This is a genomic window from Mycolicibacterium gilvum (assembly GCF_900454025.1).
Taxonomy (GTDB): domain Bacteria; phylum Actinomycetota; class Actinomycetes; order Mycobacteriales; family Mycobacteriaceae; genus Mycobacterium; species Mycobacterium gilvum.
On sequence record NZ_UGQM01000001.1, the window covers coordinates 3,872,924 to 3,890,131 of the forward strand.

General features: G+C 67.1%; 16 protein-coding genes. 10 read left to right on the forward strand and 6 right to left on the reverse strand.

The annotated features are described in order from the left end of the window. Nucleotides 1-14 precede the first annotated feature (14 nt). Both DYE23_RS18070 and DYE23_RS18075 read right to left on the reverse strand, forming a co-directional pair. On the reverse strand, nucleotides 15-1,097 hold the full coding sequence (locus tag DYE23_RS18070; RefSeq protein WP_013471399.1) for a class I SAM-dependent methyltransferase: 1,083 nt from the start codon (nucleotides 1,095-1,097) through the stop codon (nucleotides 15-17). A gap of 18 nt (nucleotides 1,098-1,115) precedes the next feature. Then, a complete protein-coding gene (locus DYE23_RS18075; protein WP_115327825.1) occupies nucleotides 1,116-1,895 on the reverse strand; it encodes a dioxygenase family protein in 780 nt (259 codons plus the stop codon). A 34-nt stretch (nucleotides 1,896-1,929) separates the two neighbouring features. Between DYE23_RS18075 and DYE23_RS18080 the strand changes: the two genes are divergently transcribed. The 3 genes from DYE23_RS18080 to DYE23_RS18090 all read left to right on the forward strand — a co-directional run bounded on the left by DYE23_RS18080 (nucleotide 1,930) and on the right by DYE23_RS18090 (nucleotide 4,794). After that, on the forward strand, nucleotides 1,930-3,024 hold the full coding sequence (locus DYE23_RS18080) for an S-(hydroxymethyl)mycothiol dehydrogenase (protein WP_115327826.1): 1,095 nt from the start codon (nucleotides 1,930-1,932) through the stop codon (nucleotides 3,022-3,024). Then, nucleotides 3,021-3,650, forward strand: a complete 630-nt coding sequence (locus DYE23_RS18085; RefSeq protein WP_011893645.1) for an MBL fold metallo-hydrolase — start codon at nucleotides 3,021-3,023, stop codon at nucleotides 3,648-3,650. The genes DYE23_RS18080 and DYE23_RS18085 overlap by 4 nt, the downstream gene beginning before the upstream one ends. Nucleotides 3,651-3,714: 64 nt before the next feature. Then, nucleotides 3,715-4,794 carry a class I SAM-dependent methyltransferase gene (locus DYE23_RS18090; RefSeq protein ID WP_172527930.1) on the forward strand — a complete coding sequence of 360 codons (1,080 nt, stop codon included), beginning with the start codon at nucleotides 3,715-3,717 and terminating at the stop codon, nucleotides 4,792-4,794. Here DYE23_RS18090 and DYE23_RS18095 read toward each other — a convergent pair. Together DYE23_RS18095 and DYE23_RS18100 are read right to left on the reverse strand one after the other, a co-directional pair. Beyond that, complete coding sequence (locus DYE23_RS18095) at nucleotides 4,791-5,819, reverse strand: NAD(P)H-dependent amine dehydrogenase family protein (RefSeq protein WP_372516273.1); 1,029 nt, start codon at nucleotides 5,817-5,819, stop codon at nucleotides 4,791-4,793. The genes DYE23_RS18090 and DYE23_RS18095 overlap by 4 nt on opposite strands. 78 nt (nucleotides 5,820-5,897) lie before the next feature. Beyond that, nucleotides 5,898-6,413: a hypothetical protein gene (locus tag DYE23_RS18100; RefSeq protein WP_011893642.1), complete on the reverse strand. Its 516-nt coding sequence runs from the start codon at nucleotides 6,411-6,413 to the stop codon at nucleotides 5,898-5,900. A gap of 115 nt (nucleotides 6,414-6,528) precedes the next feature. Between DYE23_RS18100 and DYE23_RS18105 the strand changes: the two genes are divergently transcribed. The 7 genes from DYE23_RS18105 (at nucleotide 6,529) to DYE23_RS18135 (ending at nucleotide 15,049) form a co-directional block, all read left to right on the forward strand. Then, nucleotides 6,529-8,076 (forward strand): ABC transporter substrate-binding protein, encoded by a 1,548-nt coding sequence (locus tag DYE23_RS18105; RefSeq protein ID WP_011893641.1) that lies wholly within the window; start codon nucleotides 6,529-6,531, stop codon nucleotides 8,074-8,076. A gap of 2 nt (nucleotides 8,077-8,078) precedes the next feature. Next, the gene (locus tag DYE23_RS18110) at nucleotides 8,079-9,029 is read left to right on the forward strand and encodes an ABC transporter permease (RefSeq protein ID WP_013471395.1); all 951 of its coding nucleotides are present in this window, start codon (nucleotides 8,079-8,081) and stop codon (nucleotides 9,027-9,029) included. Continuing rightward, the gene (locus DYE23_RS18115; RefSeq protein WP_011893639.1) at nucleotides 9,026-9,910 is read left to right on the forward strand and encodes an ABC transporter permease; all 885 of its coding nucleotides are present in this window, start codon (nucleotides 9,026-9,028) and stop codon (nucleotides 9,908-9,910) included. The genes DYE23_RS18110 and DYE23_RS18115 overlap by 4 nt, the downstream gene beginning before the upstream one ends. Beyond that, on the forward strand, nucleotides 9,907-11,505 hold the full coding sequence (locus DYE23_RS18120; protein ID WP_115327828.1) for a dipeptide ABC transporter ATP-binding protein: 1,599 nt from the start codon (nucleotides 9,907-9,909) through the stop codon (nucleotides 11,503-11,505). Before DYE23_RS18115 ends, DYE23_RS18120 begins: the two co-directional genes overlap by 4 nt. Before the next feature lie 31 nt (nucleotides 11,506-11,536). Beyond that, a complete protein-coding gene (locus DYE23_RS18125) occupies nucleotides 11,537-12,277 on the forward strand; it encodes an SDR family NAD(P)-dependent oxidoreductase (protein ID WP_115327829.1) in 741 nt (246 codons plus the stop codon). 126 nt (nucleotides 12,278-12,403) lie between these two features. Continuing rightward, nucleotides 12,404-14,071, forward strand: a complete 1,668-nt coding sequence (locus DYE23_RS18130; RefSeq protein ID WP_172527807.1) for a DUF222 domain-containing protein — start codon at nucleotides 12,404-12,406, stop codon at nucleotides 14,069-14,071. A gap of 108 nt (nucleotides 14,072-14,179) precedes the next feature. Further along, on the forward strand, nucleotides 14,180-15,049 hold the full coding sequence (locus DYE23_RS18135) for a hypothetical protein (protein ID WP_235660453.1): 870 nt from the start codon (nucleotides 14,180-14,182) through the stop codon (nucleotides 15,047-15,049). Here the strand turns inward: DYE23_RS18135 and DYE23_RS18140 are convergent. Both DYE23_RS18140 and DYE23_RS18145 read right to left on the reverse strand, forming a co-directional pair. Continuing rightward, nucleotides 15,046-16,119, reverse strand: a complete 1,074-nt coding sequence (locus DYE23_RS18140; RefSeq protein WP_013471390.1) for an NAD(P)H-dependent amine dehydrogenase family protein — start codon at nucleotides 16,117-16,119, stop codon at nucleotides 15,046-15,048. The genes DYE23_RS18135 and DYE23_RS18140 overlap by 4 nt on opposite strands. A gap of 11 nt (nucleotides 16,120-16,130) precedes the next feature. After that, nucleotides 16,131-17,159, reverse strand: coding sequence for a Rieske 2Fe-2S domain-containing protein (locus DYE23_RS18145; protein ID WP_115329019.1), 1,029 nt, complete (start codon nucleotides 17,157-17,159; stop codon nucleotides 16,131-16,133). Nucleotides 17,160-17,208 lie beyond the last annotated feature (49 nt).

Genomic DNA, 17,208 nt, shown 5'->3' on the forward strand with positions numbered 1-17,208 from the left:
GCGCCCGAGCTTATTCACTTCCTCGCGATGTAGTAGTAGTTGATCGGGTCGGACTCGATCTCGCGGACCTGCACGTCGCCGAAGCCGGCGTCGGCGAGCATCGTGGTCGCGACCTCACGCCCCCAGCACGTCCCGAGCCCGTCACCGTCCAGACCCAGCGACACGCTCATGCAGTGCATCGCCGACACCGTGTACAGATACGGCGCGAACGGCACCCCGATGTTGTTCTCCAGCCGGCTGGAGGACTTGATGTCGACCATCAGGAACGTGCCGCCGGGCCGCAGCGCCGAATGGATGTTGGCGAGCACTCGTGCGGGATGGGCCTGGTCGTGGATGGCGTCGAAGGCCGTGATCACGTCGAAGGACTCGGCGGCGTCGTAGGTGGCGACGTCCGTGGCGTTGAACGACGCGTTGGTCAACCCGAGGCGCCGGGCCTCGTCTCTACCTGCCGCCAGCCCTTCCTCGGAGAAGTCGATGCCGGTGAAACGGCTCGCCGGAAAGGCCTTCGCCATCACGTTGACGGCGTGCCCACTGCCGCAACCGAAATCGGCGACATCGACGCCCTGCCGCAACCGGTCGGTGAGACCCTCGGCCATCGGGAGAATCCCGTCGACGAGCGCGGCGTCGAACACCTCGCCGCTCTCCTCGGCCATCAGCGTGTGGAAGCGCGGATACTCGGCGTAGGACAGCCCGCCACCGTCGCGGAAGCACGCGATCACCTTCTGTTCGACCTCGCTGAGCAGCGGGATGAACTGGGTGACACGGGCGAGATTGTCCGGGCCGGCAGTCCTGGTGAGCACCGCGGCGCGGTGGGCGGGTAGTGAAAAGGTCTGTGCCGCAGGGTCGTAGTCGACGATGCGGCCCGCGGCGACTCCTCCGAGCCACTCCCTGACATAGCGCTCGTTGAGACCGGCCGCGTCGGCGATCTGGGTGCTCGTCGACGGCGGGAGGTTCGCCATGGTGTCAAAGAGGTGCGTCTGATGCCCGATGGACACCAGGAGGGCGAGGCTCGCGGCGTCGAGGGCGCCGACGATGCGCTGCGCGAACTCCTCGGTGGTCTCCGAGGAGGGAGCCGAGTTTTCTGCGAGTGTGGTCATCACTCGACGGTAGGCCTGTCAGACCAGTTCGACCGACCGTTTAGCGAGTCCCATCCAATAACCGTCGATCACCTGGTTGGGCCGCTGCCCGGGGTCGTCGGACGCGCCCAGTGCCACGAACAGCGGCGCGAAGTGCTCGATGGTCGGGTGGGCGTACGGCATGCCGGGTGCTTTGGCGCGAAAGTCGATGAGCGCGTCCACATCCCCGGCCGCCATCCGCTCGCTCACCCACTCGTCGAAGTCGACCGACCAGCCCGGCGGCGCCGCGTCGGGAGTCCAGTCGTGCAGGAAGGGCAGCCCATGGGTGGTGAAGCCCGACCCGAGGATGAGCACGCCGTCGTCGCGCAGCGGCCGGAGTCGTTCGCCGAGGGACACCAGGCGTTCCGGATCGAGGGTCGGCAGCGAGACCTGCAGAACGGGGATATCGGCGTCGGGGTACATCACCGTCAGCGGCACGTAGGCGCCGTGATCGAGGCGGCGGTCGGGATCGTGGCGCACGGGTTCGGCGCCGCGCATCAACCTCTCGACGTAGGCGGCCAGACGGGCCGCGCCCGGCGCGGCGTAGGTCACGTCGTAGAAGCGGTCGGGGAAGCCCCAGAAGTCGTAGGTCAACGGTGTGCGCGCATCGGTGGACCCGATCGTCAACGGCGCGGCCTCCCAGTGCGCGGAGACGACGAGGATGGCCGAGGGCGTGGGCAATGCCCTCGCCCACGCCTCGAGTTCGGCCACCCAGACGTCACTGTCGACCAGAGGCGGCGCGCCGTGGGAGAGGAACACCGCGGGCAGGCGGTCAGACATGTCTCGAGTGTGCCCGACCCATTAGGGTTCAGGCATGACTCAGACAGTGCGTGGTGTGATTGCGCGGGCCAAGGGCCGGCCGGTCGAGGTGGTCGATGTCGTGATTCCCGACCCCGGGCCCGGCGAGGTCGTCGTCGACATCCAGGCCTGCGGGGTCTGCCACACCGACCTGACCTACCGCGACGGCGGCATCAACGACGAGTTCCCGTTCCTGCTCGGCCACGAAGCCGCCGGCATCGTCGAAACCGTCGGCCAGGGCGTCACCAACGTCGCCCCCGGCGACTTCGTCATCCTCAACTGGCGCGCGGTCTGCGGACAGTGCCGCGCCTGCAAACGCGGCCGCCCCCACCTGTGTTTCGACACCCACAACGCCGCCCAGAAAATGACACTGACCGACGGCACCGAACTCACCCCCGCCCTGGGCATCGGCGCCTTCGCCGACAAAACCCTCGTCCACGAAGGCCAATGCACCAAAGTCGACCCCGCCGCTGACCCCGCCGCCGCCGGCCTGCTCGGCTGCGGCGTGATGGCCGGCCTCGGCGCAGCCATCAACACCGGCGGGATCACCCGCGACGACACCGTCGCCGTCATCGGCTGCGGCGGCGTCGGCGACGCCGCCATCGCCGGCGCCGCCCTGGTCGGGGCCAAGACGATCATCGCCGTCGACACCGACAACCGGAAACTGGACTGGGCCCGCCAATTCGGCGCCACCCACACCATCAACGCCCGCGACCTCGACCCCGTGGCGACCATCCAGGACCTCACCGACGGATTCGGCACCGACGTCGTCATCGACGCCGTCGGCCGCCCCGAGACCTGGAAACAGGCCTTCTACGCCCGCGACCTCGCCGGCACCGTCGTCCTCGTCGGCGTCCCCACCCCCGACATGACCCTCGACATGCCGCTGATCGACTTCTTCTCCCGCGGCGGATCACTCAAATCCTCCTGGTACGGAGACTGCCTCCCCGAGCGCGACTTCCCCACCCTCATCTCGCTCTACCTGCAAGGCAGATTCCCGCTCGACAAGTTCGTCTCCGAACGCATCGGACTCGACCAGATCGAAGACGCGTTCCACAAGATGCACGCCGGCAGCGACGATGTAGTCCTGCGCTCGGTGGTGGTCCTGTGAACGGCGGACCCATCCAGCGGCTGGTCACCAGCGGCACGTTCGAACTCGACGGCGGCAGTTGGGATGTCGACAACAACATCTGGATCGTCGGGGACGACAAGGAGGTCATCGTCTTCGACGCGGCCCACACCGCGGACCCGATCATCGAGGCGGTGGGCGGCCGACACGTCGTCGCCGTGGTGTGCACCCACGGTCACAACGATCACGTGACCGTCGCACCCCAGCTCGGAGAGGCGCTCGACGCGCCGGTCCTGCTCCATCCCGCCGATGAGGTGCTGTGGCGGATGACGCACCCCGACAGCGACTTCCGATCGGTGGCCGACAACGAGACGCTGCGGGTCGCCGGCACCGAACTGCACGCGCTGCACACGCCGGGACACTCCCCCGGTTCGGTGTGCTGGCATGCGCCGGAGTTGAACGCGGTGTTCAGTGGCGACACCCTGTTCCAGGGCGGGCCCGGTGCGACCGGCCGGTCGTTCTCCGACTTCCCGACGATCCTGGAGTCGATCTCCGGGCGCCTGGGTACGTTGCCCGGCGAGACGGTGGTCTACACCGGGCACGGTGACTCGACGACGGTGGGCGACGAGATCGTGCACTACGACGAATGGGTCGCGCGGGGCAACTAGCCGCGTGGCCAAACGCCGCTTCCGACGGCGCGCGCGCGGCGCGAGGACTACCGTTTGACTGATGATGGCTGAGTCCAGCATCGTCGTGCGTCCGGAACCGGCCGGTAGCCAGTTCTACAGTGCCGCGTCCCGTCTGCAGGCCTCCGGCCTGGTGCCGGCGATCGAGGTGTTCGAGCGGGCCGCCGCGGCGGTGCCGCTGCCGAAGCCGCCTCAGCCCATCGTGATCGCCGACTACGGCGCCGCCAACGGGCTGGGCTCACTGCTGCCGATCAGTGCGGCTATTGCGGTGCTGCGCAACCGAACCCGCCCCGAGCATTCGGTGCTCGTCGCCCACACCGACCGACCCGACAACGATTTCACGGCGCTGTTCGACACGCTGGAGAACGACCCGGACAGCTATCTGCACAAGGACAGGGCGACGTACGTCTCCGCCGTCGGGCGCTCCTTCTATCGTCAGATCATCCCGTCCAACAGTGTGAACCTGGGCTGGAGCGCGTGGGCGATCGACTGGCTGACCCAGACCCCGTGCGGTATCGACGGCCAGCTGCAGGTGAGTTTCACCTCCGATGCCGACGTGCGCACCGCCTACGGCAGGCAGGCCGCCCGCGACTGGCACGAGTTCGTCGCGTTCCGCGGTCGTGAGCTGTGTCCCGGCGGACGTCTGGTGGTGATGACCCAGGGCGTCGGCGAGGACGGTGCGGGCGGCTTCGAACCGATGATGACCGCGATGCTCGACACGCTCGAGGAGATGGCCGGCGCCCGGGTGCTGACCGCCGACGAGGTGGGACGCATGTGCATCCCGACGGTGGCGCGCAGCGCCGCGGACTTCCGGGCGCCGTTCGCGCCGTCGGGCCGCTTCGAAGGCCTGGAGATCGAGCACCTGGAGATCTTCGAAGCGTCCGACCGGTTCTGGGACCGGTACCGAATCGACCAGGACGCGCACGCTTTCGGCGCCCGCTGGGCCGGTTTCGCGCGCTCGTCGGTGTTCTCGGCGCTGGCGCAGGCGCTCGACGGCCCGGCCCAGCGTGCCGCGGATTTCTTCGACGTCCTGGAGAAGGGGATCGCCGACCGGATGGCCGCCTCCCCGGGGCAGACCCGGATCCCGCTCGCCCATGTCGTGCTGCACAAGCGGCCGAAGACCTAACGGATGGTGCCCACTCCGGGGATCAGCGGCAGATCCAGCGCGGTCACCCATCCCGGCGACAGGTCGTTGACCGCGGGCACCGCGTTCAATGCCCGCAGCCCGGTGGCCAGGCATCCGGCCGCGGCGGCGTCGCGTCCGGATCCGTCGGTGAACCGGAATGCCGTCTCCTGGAAGATGCTCGGCGTGCCTTCGATGTCGACGCGGTAGACGTCGCTCTCGGTGCCCGACGGCCAGTCGGGTGCGGCGTCGTGACCGATCCGGTTGACGTGCTCGAGCTGGATGCGGGTTTCACCGCGGTACACCCCGTTGATGGTGAACCGGACCGCCGCGACGTTGCCGGGCGCGATGACGCCCTTGGCCGTCCTGCGCTCGTCGGGGGTGACCCATTTGTCCCAGGTGGTGGTGATCTCGTCGAGCATGATGCCCGCGGCGTGCGCGATCATCGGAACCGTCGCGCCCCACGCGAACACCAGGATGTCCGGGTTCTCCAGCATCGGCGTGAACTCGGGTGGTTTACCGATGCCCATCTCGCGGTCGTAGTCGCCTTCGTAGTTGGTGTAGTCCAACAGCTCCGACGCGCGCACCGTGCGGACCTCCGAGCACAACCCCATGAGCGTCATCGGGAAGAGATCGTTGGCGAACCCCGGATCGATGCCGGTGGTGAAGCACGATGACTCGCCGAGTTCACATGCCACCGTGACGGGTTCGATCCAATTGGGTGGATTCAGGTGCATCGTGGGCCAGATCCACGGTGTCATCGCCGTGGAGCAGACGTCGATGCCCGCCCGCAGGAACCGGGTGATCAGCTCGATGTTGGCGTCCGCCCGTGCCGCGGTGGGTCCGTAGTGCACCAGCGCGTCGGGTTTGAGGTCGATGAGCGCGTCGACGTCATCGGTCGCGGTCAGCCCGAGGTCTCTGCCCAGCCCGCAGATGTCGCCGACGTCGCGGCCCACCTTGTCCGGGTTGCTCACGCCGACCCCGACCAGCTCGAAGCGCGGGTGTCCGACCACTTCGGCGATCACCATCCGGCCGACGAAACCCGTCCCCCAGATGACCACACGTTTCACGTCAGATCCGACCACAGCCAACGCCTTTCGTCGCGCCTAGAAGCAGCGTCGCAGCCCGCCGGGTTCACAGATCAACGGATACTGGTCGACAGGGATCGGCAGTGGCGCCTTGAAGGACAGGGTGAAGGGCACGTCGATGATTCCCGGCTGCAGGCCACACGCTCCGGCATGGGTGATCCTGCGCGTCCCCGAGGTCTCGTTGAAACTGACGTCCTCGGTCGTCGGCGCCCAACTGCCGTCGGGGCATTGAAGGCCTTCGCGGTTGTTCGTGGTGTAGGTCCACAGCCCTCCGGTCAGCCGCGCGTCGCCGCCTCTCACGCCTCCCGATGGTGTGACATGCAGGGTGCAGCCCACCGGCAGGTACAGCGGTTCGCGCAGATCACCGACGATGGGCACGCAGGTCGGGAAGATGGTCCACGTACCGGTTCTCCCCTCGTCGACGTAGGTGTAATCGCCCTGCATCACCGGCGTGTCCGCTGCCGCGGGGAGGGCCGTTGCGACCGACGCACCGGCAAGGACGGCGACCGCGGCCACACCGCGCAGCAGATTCATGCCCGCAGTATTTCAGCCGCGGGTCGACAAAGTCACCTGTTTGTCTGCCGGGTTTCGGCCCGAGGGTCACGGGGTAGACGACCGACCGCAAGCTCGAGTCCGGGGTGGTTGGCATATGGCGAGAACAGCGGTGGGTGCCGCTGTTCTCGCCGTATGCGCTCTTGTCCTGTCGTTGACGGGCTGCAACACCGGCGAGCGCGTGGACCTCGGCGACGGCGCCGGCGGTGCGCTGATCGCGGCCATCGCGGGCGAACCCGATCAGCTCGATCCTCACAAGACCACGGCCTATTTCTCGTTCGAGGTCCTGGAGAACGTCTTCGACACGCTCGTCGAGCCCGATCAGGATCTGCAGATGAAGCCGGCGCTGGCCGAGTCGTGGGAGGTCAGCCCCGACCAACTGACCTGGACCTTCCGTCTGCGACCCGGGGTGACGTTCCATGACGGGACGCCGCTGGCGGCCGAGGACGTGGTGTTCTCCTACCGCCGCATCATCGACGAGCAACTCGCCAACTCCGACAAGTTCAGCTCGGTGCAGGCGGTGGAGGCGCCGGACCCCTCGACAGTGGTCATCCGGGTCGACCGTCCGACCCCGAACATGTTGACCAATCTCGGCGGCTTCAAGGGCATGGCCATCGTGTCGCGGGCCAACGTCGAGAGCGGACGGATCGCCACCCACCCGGTCGGCACCGGGCCGTTCAGTTTCCTGGGCCAGAAGAGCGGCGACTCGATCTCGCTGCGCGCCAACCCGGACTACTGGGCCGGTCCGCCGGGGGTTGCCGGGGTGACCTTCCGGTTCATCCCCGAGCCGTCGACGGCACTGTCGGCGCTGCAGGCCGGCGAGGTCGACTGGACCGACTCCGTTCCACCGCAACGAGTCTCGCAGCTGCGCGACGACGAGTCGTTGCAACTGACCGTCACGCCGAGCAACGACTACTGGTACCTGGCGCTCAACCAGGCGCGAGCACCGTGGAACGACGTGCGGGTGCGCCAGGCCATCGCCTACGCGATCGACCGCGACGCGATCGTGCAGGCCACCAGTTACGGCACCGCGGCGGCCAACCAACTCGCGATACCCGAGGGCAATCCGTGGTTCACGCCGTATGACAGGTACCGCGAGGACGGCGAGGAGGGCCTCGAGACCGCCCGGGACCTGTTGCGCCAGGCCAACGCAACGCCCGGCGACCTCGACATGCTCGTCACCACCGAGTATCCCGAAACCGTGACCGCGGCCCAGATCGTCGCGGACAACCTTGCCCCGCTGGGCATCACGGTGAACATCCGCACCGTCGACTTCGCGACCTGGCTCGACGAACAGAACTCGGGCAACTTCGACATGCTGATGATGGGGTGGTTGGGCAACATCGACCCCGACGACTTCTACTACGCCCAGCACCACACCGACGGCACCAGCAACGCACAGAAGTTCTCGAATCCCGAGGTGGACCGCCTCCTCGACGCCGGGCGCGTCGAGACCGATGAGCAGACACGCAAGGCCGGCTACGCACGCGCGGCCACCCTGATCGCCGACGAGGTCAGCTACATCTACCTGTACAACCCGTCGGTGATCCAGGCCTGGAACCCGGCGCTGTCGGGCTACGAGGCACGCCGCGACGGCGCGGTCCGCTTCCGCAGCGCCTCCCTGGATTCGGACGGGAACGTCTGATCGTGCCCATCCTCCGGTTCGTCGCACGTCGCCTGCTGTACTCGGCGGTGGTGATGTTCGGTGTCCTGGTGGTGGTCTTCGCGCTCGTACACCTGGTGCCCGGCGACCCGGTGCGCATCGCGCTGGGCACTCGCTACACCCCTGAGGCGTACGAAGCCCTCAGGGCGGCAAGCGGTCTGGACCGCCCCCTGGTATCGCAGTTCTTCGGCTACCTCGGCTCGGCACTGACCGGCGATCTGGGCGTCAGCTTCCGCAACGGCGACCCGGTGACGGTCACCCTGCTCGAACGGTTGCCGGCGACCCTGTCGCTGGGCCTGGCCGGCATCGTGATCGCGCTGGCGATCGCGCTGCCCGCCGGTATCTACGCCGCGCTGCGGGAAGGCAGGCTCAGCGACGCCCTGGTACGCATCAGCAGTCAGTTCGGCGTCTCCATCCCCGATTTCTGGATGGGAATCCTGCTGATCGCGCTGTTCTCCACCGTCCTGGGCTGGCTGCCGACCTCCGGATACCGGCCGCTGTTCGAGGATCCCGCCGGATGGTTACGCCACATCATCCTGCCCGCGTTGACCGTTGCCGTCGTGGCCGCGGCCATCATGACGCGCTACGTCCGAGCGGCGGTCCTGGAGGTCGCCTCCATGGGCTACGTGCGCACCGCCCGATCCAAGGGTCTGACGCCGCGCGTCGTGACGTTCCGGCACACGGTGCGCAACGCGCTGGTGCCGATCCTGACGATCACCGGGATCCAGTTGGCCACGCTGCTGGGTGGCGTGATCGTCGTCGAGGTCGTGTTCGCGTGGCCGGGGTTGGGCCGCCTGGTGTTCAACGCCGTCGCCGCACGCGACTATCCGCTGATCCAAGGTGCGGTGCTGTTGATCGCAGCACTCTTCCTGCTGATCAACCTGCTCGTCGACGTGCTGTACGCCGTCGTGGACCCGAGGATCAGGCTGGGATGACGACCACCGACCCGCAGTCCACCCGCCTGTCGTCGTGGCGGCTGCTCGCGCTCAATCCGGTCACGTTGATCAGCGCCCTCGTGCTGATCGCCGTCGCCGTCGTCGCGGTCACCGCGAACTGGATCATCCCGTACGGCGTCAACGATGTCGACGTCCCCAATGCCCTTGCGCCGCCGAGCGGTTCGCACTGGTTCGGCACCGATGAGTTGGGCCGCGACGTGCTGTCCCGGGTCCTGGTCGCGACGCAGGCCTCGATGCGGATCGCGGTGGTCAGCGTGGCCTTCGCCGTCATCGTCGGTGTCGCGGTGGGGGTGATCGCCGGATATCGCGGCGGCTGGCTCGACACCGTGTTGATGCGCGTGGTCGATGTGATGTTCGCGTTCCCGGTGCTGCTCCTCGCGCTCGCCGTCGTCGCGATCCTGGGACCCGGTGTGACCACGACCATCCTCGCGATCGGCATCGTCTACACGCCGATCTTCGCGCGGGTGGCGCGGGCGAGCACCCTGGGTGTGCGCACCGAACCGTACGTGTCGGTGTCGCGCGCGATGGGCGCGGGAGATCTCTACATCCTGCGCCGCCACATCCTGCCCAACATCGCCGGTCCGCTGATCGTGCAGACGTCCCTGTCGTTGGCTTTCGCGATCCTGTCCGAGGCCGCACTGTCGTTCCTGGGCCTGGGAATTCAGCCGCCGCAGCCGTCACTGGGCCGGATGATCTTCGATTCCCAGGGCTTCGTGACGATGGCGTGGTGGATGGCGGTGTTCCCGGGCGCCGCGATCTTCCTGATCGTGCTCGCGTTCAACCTGTTCGGCGACGGGTTGCGCGACGTGCTGGATCCCAAGCAGCGCACCACCATCGAGGCACGCAGGCTCCAACGATGACCGTCTTGAATGTGCAGGATCTGTCGGTGCGCATCGGTGCGCGCACGATCGTCGACTCCGTCTCGTTCGCGGTGGAACGCGAGAAGACCGTCGGGATCGTCGGGGAATCCGGCTCGGGAAAGACGATGACGGTGCTCGCCGCCACCGGGCTGCTCGATGCCCCCGGCGCCCGGGTGTCCGGTGTGAGCACGCTCGGTGGCGAGGTCCAACTGGTCGGCGCCACACCCAAGGTGCTCCGCAGCGTGCACGGCGCCCGCATCGGGTTCGTGTTCCAGGACCCCGGCACGTCGCTGAACCCGCTGCTGACCCTGGAACGCCAGATCACCGAATCGCTGGAGACACACCGCAATCTGACACGGCGCGCCGCAAACGACCGGGCGCTGGAGTTGCTGGAGGCCGTTGGCCTGCCGGAGCCCCAGATGCGTCTGCACGCCTATCCCCACCAGCTTTCGGGCGGACAGCGGCAGCGGGTGATGATCGCGATCGCCCTGGCGTGTGACCCCGAACTGCTGATCGCCGACGAGCCGACGACAGCGCTCGACGTGACGACGCAGGCACAGATCATCGAGTTGGTCCGCACCCTGCAGCGTGACTTCGGCACGGCGGTGGTGTGGATCAGCCACGATCTCGGCGTCATCGGTCAGGTGGCCGACGACGTCACGGTGATGCGCAACGGGATCGCGGTCGAGCAGGCCCCGATCATGGCCGTGTTCGACGACCCGCGCGACGACTACACCCGCGATCTGCTGGCCGCGCGCCCGGTGCTCGAGCGCGCGGGACCCGGCCCGGTCACCGACGCCGAGACGCTGCTCGACGTCGACGGACTGGACGTGTCGTTCGCGGTGTCGTCACCGGTGGGCCGGTCGACGGTGCACGCCGTCAAGGACGTCTCGTTCCGGATCCGGCGCGGGACCACGCTGGGCCTGGTCGGGGAATCCGGTTCGGGGAAGTCGACCGTCGCAGCCGCGTTGACCGGACTGGTGACCCCCGATGCCGGCACGGCGACGCTGGCCGGTGACGACGTGTTCTCGGTGAAGGGTCGCGCCGCCAGGGACATGCGCCGCCGCATCGGGCTGGTGTTCCAGGATCCGTTCGCATCGCTGAATCCCCGTGCCCGGGTGGACACCTCGATCGCCGAGCCGTTGGTGGTGCACAAGGTGGTCGACGGGAAGGACGCCCGGCACCGCCGGGTGGGTGAACTGCTCGACCTCGTCGGGTTGCCGGCCGAATTCGCGCAGCGCTACCCGCACGAGTTGTCCGGCGGGCAGCGGCAGCGGGTCAGCATCGCGCGCGCCCTGGCCGCCGAACCGGACCTGCTCATCCTGGACGAGGCGACGGCGTCGCTGGACGTCTCGGTGCAGGCCCGCGTCCTGGAGTTGTTGTCACGCCTGCAGTCGGAGCTCGCGCTGACCTATCTGCTGATCGGTCACGACCTCGCTGTGATCCGGCAGCTCAGCCACGACGTTCTCGTCATGCGGGACGGTGAGGTTGTCGAGAACAGGCCTGCCGACGACCTTTTCGCCCACCCTGAGCAGCAGTACACCCGTGACCTGCTGGCGGCCGTGCCGCCGAGGACACCGCGCGCCGCCGTCTGAACCCCGCCACGGCCGTGAGAGGGTCATCGGCATGGGTCAATTGAGTGGCAAGGTCGCCATGGTCACCGGTGCGTCGGCAGGTCTGGGAGCGGAGACGGCGAAACTGTTCGCCGAGCGCGGCGCGACGGTGTTCGGCATCGCACGCGACGCCGACCGGATGGCAGAGGTGTTCGCCGACGTCCCGGGCGGCAGTTTCCGTTCCGTCGACGTGACATCCGCCGACGAGTGCCGCCGCGCCGTCGCGGAATGCGCGGCCGAGTTCGGGCGGCTCGACGTGCTGGCCAATATCGCCGGCTTCCACAAGATGCGGCACACGGTCTCGATGACCGACGACGACTGGGCGACCGACCTGTCGGTCAATCTGAACGGTCCCTTCTTCCTGTGCCGGGCGGCGTTGCCGCATCTGCTGGAGACGGGCGGCAACATCGTCAACGTCGCGTCGATCGCGGGCGTCGAAGGCGAGGTCTACTCGGCGGGCTACTGCGCGGCCAAGCACGGGCTGGTCGGTCTGACCCGCGCGCTGGCCATCGAGTTCACCAAGGAGAAGCTGCGCGTCAACGCGATCTGCCCGGGCGGCATGCCGACGGCGCAGACCACGGAGTTCGAGGCGCCGGAGAACGCGGACTGGGATCTGATCATGCGGATCGCCTCGCCGCGGGGATTCATGGCGACCGAGGACGTCGCGAAGACCATCGCCTTTCTCGCCAGCGACGATGCCGCCGCGGTTCACGGCGCGGTGTATCGCGTCGACAACGGCAAGGGCGCCGGCTGACCCCCTAATAGCATGCGGCACTGACACTTACGTGGATGTCCGCCCACTTATCCCCAACTCCGGATCTGTCCCCAGCCGCAAAAATGGCCCGTGCACCCGGGCGTCGACACGATTAGATTCGAAAGGGTGTTCGACAGTTTTCTCGCCGCCGTCGCGAACGTGCGCACCCCAGGGGACGGGGTCCGGGCGTGCGCTCGGCTGGAGAACGCCGCCTGTTCGGCGCGGCTGGGACACATGGCGGACATGTTGGCCGCCGCCTACGCGTCGGCCGGATCGGACAACCGCGAGCAGTGGCGCTGCGACAACTGGAGTGCGGTGTGCGCACAGATCGGCGCAGCGCACGCCGTCACCAGCGGCGTGGTCAGCGGGCTGCTCATGGACGCGGTTACGCTGCGCGAGCGACTGCCCAAGGTCGCCGCAGTCTTCGCCGAAGGTCTCATCGCCTACCGCCTGGTCCACCTGATCTGCACGCGGACCATGCTGGTCAAAGACGCAGAAGCGCTGCGCGCGTTGGATTCCGAACTTGCCGACATGCTGCGCACCTGGGGCGCCAGATCAAAGGACCAAACCCAGAGCGACATCGAGGCCCTGGTCTTACTCCATGACCCCGATGCGGTGCGGCGAAGCGAGTCCGGCAATCGCGGCAACTACGTGGAAGTGGCGTCTGACAACGCCACAGGCAACGCCTACTTGACAGCGACCGTGACCGCCACCGACGGCGAAGCGTTTGATCAGAGACTCGATGCGCTGGCGCGCACGGTGTGCGCCCGTGATCCCCGCGACCTGGACCAGCGCCGTGCCGCAGCGGTCGGCGCGATGAGCTTCGGCTGGGACCGCCTCCCCTGCCTGTGCGAAAACGACGATTGTGACGCCGCGGCCAAGCCCGCCGCCGGCGGAGTCGTCATCCACGTCGTCGCGCGTCGAGAGGCCTTGGGCCTGGACGTGGACAGCGGTGCGGGGCCGACGGATTCGGAAGGTCCGCGCGACGGGGAGCCGACGGGCGACCCCGACGATGCGGAGCCATCCGACCTCGACCCCAAGACCGACGACTCCGACCCTAAACCCGAGCCCGAGCCACCACGGGACCTCATCGCGCAGCGCCGGGCGCTGGTCGGCAAGAATCCGCCGCTGCTCCCCCGCCCCTGGTACAGCTACACGCTGACAGGACTGATCGGCGCACTCAAGGACGGCCAGGGTGAGTTCTGCGCCGTCGGCCCCGCGACCATCCTCGGAGGGGCGGTGATCCCGGCACCGGTCGCCGCGCAGGCGGCGATGCACGCGACGATCACGACGCTCATCCACCCCGGCCAGGCGCCACCCGAACCGCGATACCGGCCATCACGCAAACTCGCCGATTTTGTGCGCTGCCGCGATCAAACCTGCCGATTCCCGGGCTGCACAAGGCCATCTACCCTCACCGACATCGACCACACCATCCCGTACCCCTACGGGCCGACGTGTGCCTCGAACCTGGCTTGCCTGTGCCGGGAACACCATCTGCTCAAGACGTTCTGGCCCGGATGGTCCAACGTGCAATTTCCGGACGGGACCATCGTCTGGCGCGACCCGGACGGCAACACCGCCACCACCTACCCGGGAAGCAGGCTGCTCTTTCCCGAACTCTGCGGACCCACCGCCGAATTCGACGTGACCCGGACCCCGCCGCCAAAACACACCGCAGGGCTGACCATGCCCAAACGGCCGATCACCCGGGCGGTGGCCCGTCGGCAACGCATCGACGACGAACGCCGAAAGCCGAAGCACGGCCATCCTGGAACACCAGAGTACCGCTAGCAAACTCGAATCGCCCTTTCGTCACATCGAAAGCGGTGCTACCGTGCCTTCACAGGAAACACCCAACAATGGGGCATAATCATGGTTTTTAACCTACGCGTCAGCGCTGTGGTCACGGCAACCGCCGTCACCGGAGGGATCGTCCTGGCTACACCTGCGGAGGCCCCTGCGACGGCGCCACCACCGTCCCATGCATACGCGCCGGTCGAGCTGACCGCGTCGTCGCTGCTTCTCGAGCCGTCTGCGACGCCGGATCAGATCGACCAGTCCTTCATCGACTTCCGCACCTCTGTGCGGGTCGCCTTCACCCCGGCCGCCAATCAGCTCGGCTACCTCGGCAAGCAGCTCTACATCGGCTTCAACTTCGGCGAAAGCATCATCGCGAGTGCGGTTTTCAACGGCACCGACGTCCTCCGCGGCGAGGGTTTCGTGAAGAACCTCGGCGAATTCGCGAACGACGTTTTCCTGGCCGCCGTCTGGATCGTCGCCGACGAGGCCTACCTCCACATTCCGGGCCTGCCGCCTATCGTGACCCTGCCCAACCGGCCCCCCAGCGAGCGCGTACCCGGATGGCGACGTCCGTTACCCCCGCAGCCCGGCCGCGATCTCGTGGTACCGGTCCCGTACGTCCCCGAGTCCGAACAGTCACGCGCGATGGAACTGTCCCCTGCCGACGAAGCGCCGGACATCGAGATCGACGCTGACGAGCCACGACTGGAGAGCCGGAAGCCGTCTGCCGCGAGAGTCGACGACGAGCCCACCGACGAACCTGACGCGGAAAAGGCAGAGAGCGAAAAGGCAGAGAGCGACGAGGCAACTGCGGACGATGCCACGGATGCGGACACCGCGGCCAAGGATTCTCCAGGCACAGATGACGACGAATCGGGTTCTGCACCAACGTCGAAGAAGCCCGATTCCGGCAGTTCTGTGTCCTCGGACTCGGACTCAGACTCAGACTCGGACTCAGACGACGACTAGAGCTTGAAGCGTCCGGCGAAGCCGCGCAGCGGCAGATCCGCCGACGTGATGATTCCCGGCCGGGCTGCCACGACCGACGTGATCGACGCCAGCGCAGGCATACCGGTGACCGTCATCCCTATCGAGGCGAAACTAGCGGGGTCGGACAGGTCCACGCCGGGCTTCGGGAAGATCATGTGCTTGTTGTAGATGTTCGGATCACCCTTGATCTGAGTGATGTAGCAGCCCTTGATATCCCAGCTCGGATCGGTGTGCGGCGTCATCTGCCACTCCAGGTGCGTCTCGACGCGCGGCACACCGTCGACCATGCCCTGATACCTGATGTAGTTGCCGCCCAGCGATCCCTTCGGCAGCTGATACCAGCCCAGGTCGACGTCCTTCGTGCACGCACCGAGCTCATAGCTGAACTTCACCTCATCCAGCGTCAGGTCGAAGCAGTCGGCCATCATGTAGACGCTGTCGGCGAACACCCGCGTGTACTTCTCCAGCTTGCCGGGGATCTCCGGATCGTCGACCGGCTGGCCGTAGCCGACCTCGATCCAGGTGTCCTTGGAGTGGTGACACGACACGTCGACGGACTCGATCGTGGTGATGTTCTCGATCTCGGCGACGTCGGCTGAGCAGACCACCCCGAGGATCTGGTTCAGCCCGGGATTCATACCGGTGCCGTAGAACGTGGAACCGCCCTTCTCACAGGCTTCTTGGAGCAGCTGCGTGACAGGCTTTCCCGAGTGGTGCGGATGGTTGCGGTCGCGGTGCCAGCCGGTGATCCAGTCCGCTGTGGTGACGATGTTGATGCCCGCCTCGAGCACTCTGACGTAGAGATCCTCATCGGGGAACACCCCGTGGAACGTCACCACGTCGGGACGCGCGGCGATGATCTCGTCGACCGTGCCGGTGGCCTTCACCCCGTTGGGCGCCAACCCGGCGAGCTCACCGACATCCCTGCCGACCTTCTCCGACGAATAGCAGTGCACCCCGATCAGCTCGAGGTCCGGCTGATCGGCGATGCGCTTGATCATCTCGGTGCCGACGTTTCCGGTCGCGACCTGGAACACCTTGACTGTCATGGGAAGCCTCTCTAGTTCGCGGTTCGGGCGGCCAGCTCGGCGGCGCTGCCACCCAGGCCGTCGGGGTAGAACTTCTTGGCCCACTCGCGGATCGCGGTGAACCCCTTGAGTTCCGAGCTCGCCAGCGCCGGCGGGTCTGAGTAGCGCTGATGGGCCCAGATGTGGATGTCCTGGCGGAACTGGCGGATGACCTCGGCGCCGAACTCCTCGGCTTTGACGCGCGCACGCTCCGGATTGCGCACCTCGCCCTTGGGCCTGCCGATGTAGACCATGAACCGCACGTCCGACGTGGAGTCGTCGACCGGGGTGATCGCCGAGATGGTGCGGTTGTCGATCATCCCCCAGCTCTTGGTCACCGCGATGCCCAGTCCGCCGTTGATGGCCTCGACACCGCTTCGCACGTCGTCGATGCTCTGGCCGTCGTCCCCTTCGAACGTGATCGTGAAGTCGACGTAGGAGATCGCGTCGTCGAAGTCGTGGCGGGTGAAGATCGGGTTGATCGGTGTGCCGTGCACATACTTGAAATGTGCGAAGTCCACGCCGTTTTCGAGAACGTACTGCGGGTGCATCTCGTGGCCCTGCTCGAACAGGCGCTGCTGCGGGTAGTAGTCGTCGGCAGTCGCATCCGCACCGAAACTGGCGAACACATCCGGAGCGTCGAAGAAGGGTTCACGGTTCTCGATGTCGTGCCAGATGTACACCGACTCGTTGCGCTCGATCACCGGATAGGTCTTGATGCGACGGCCGCGGTTGGGACGGTCCTCGTACGGGATGCACACGTTGCGTCCCTGCTGATTCCACTGCCACCCGTGAAAGGGGCACTGCAGCACCTCGCCCTGAACGCTGCCGCCGAAACCGAGGTGGGCGCCGAGGTGTTCGCAGTAGGCGTTCATCACGGTCAGCTGTCCGGATCCGGCGCGCCACGCGACCATCTCCTGACCGAAGTACTTCATGGTGTGCACGTCGCCGATCGCGATCTCGTCAGACCAGGCGACCTGGAACCAGCCAGTCGGCTTCATCGACAGCGGCGGTGGGGCCATGCCGGGAAGCATAGAACAGTCAATGAAAGAAACATAGTGGGTTCTACGA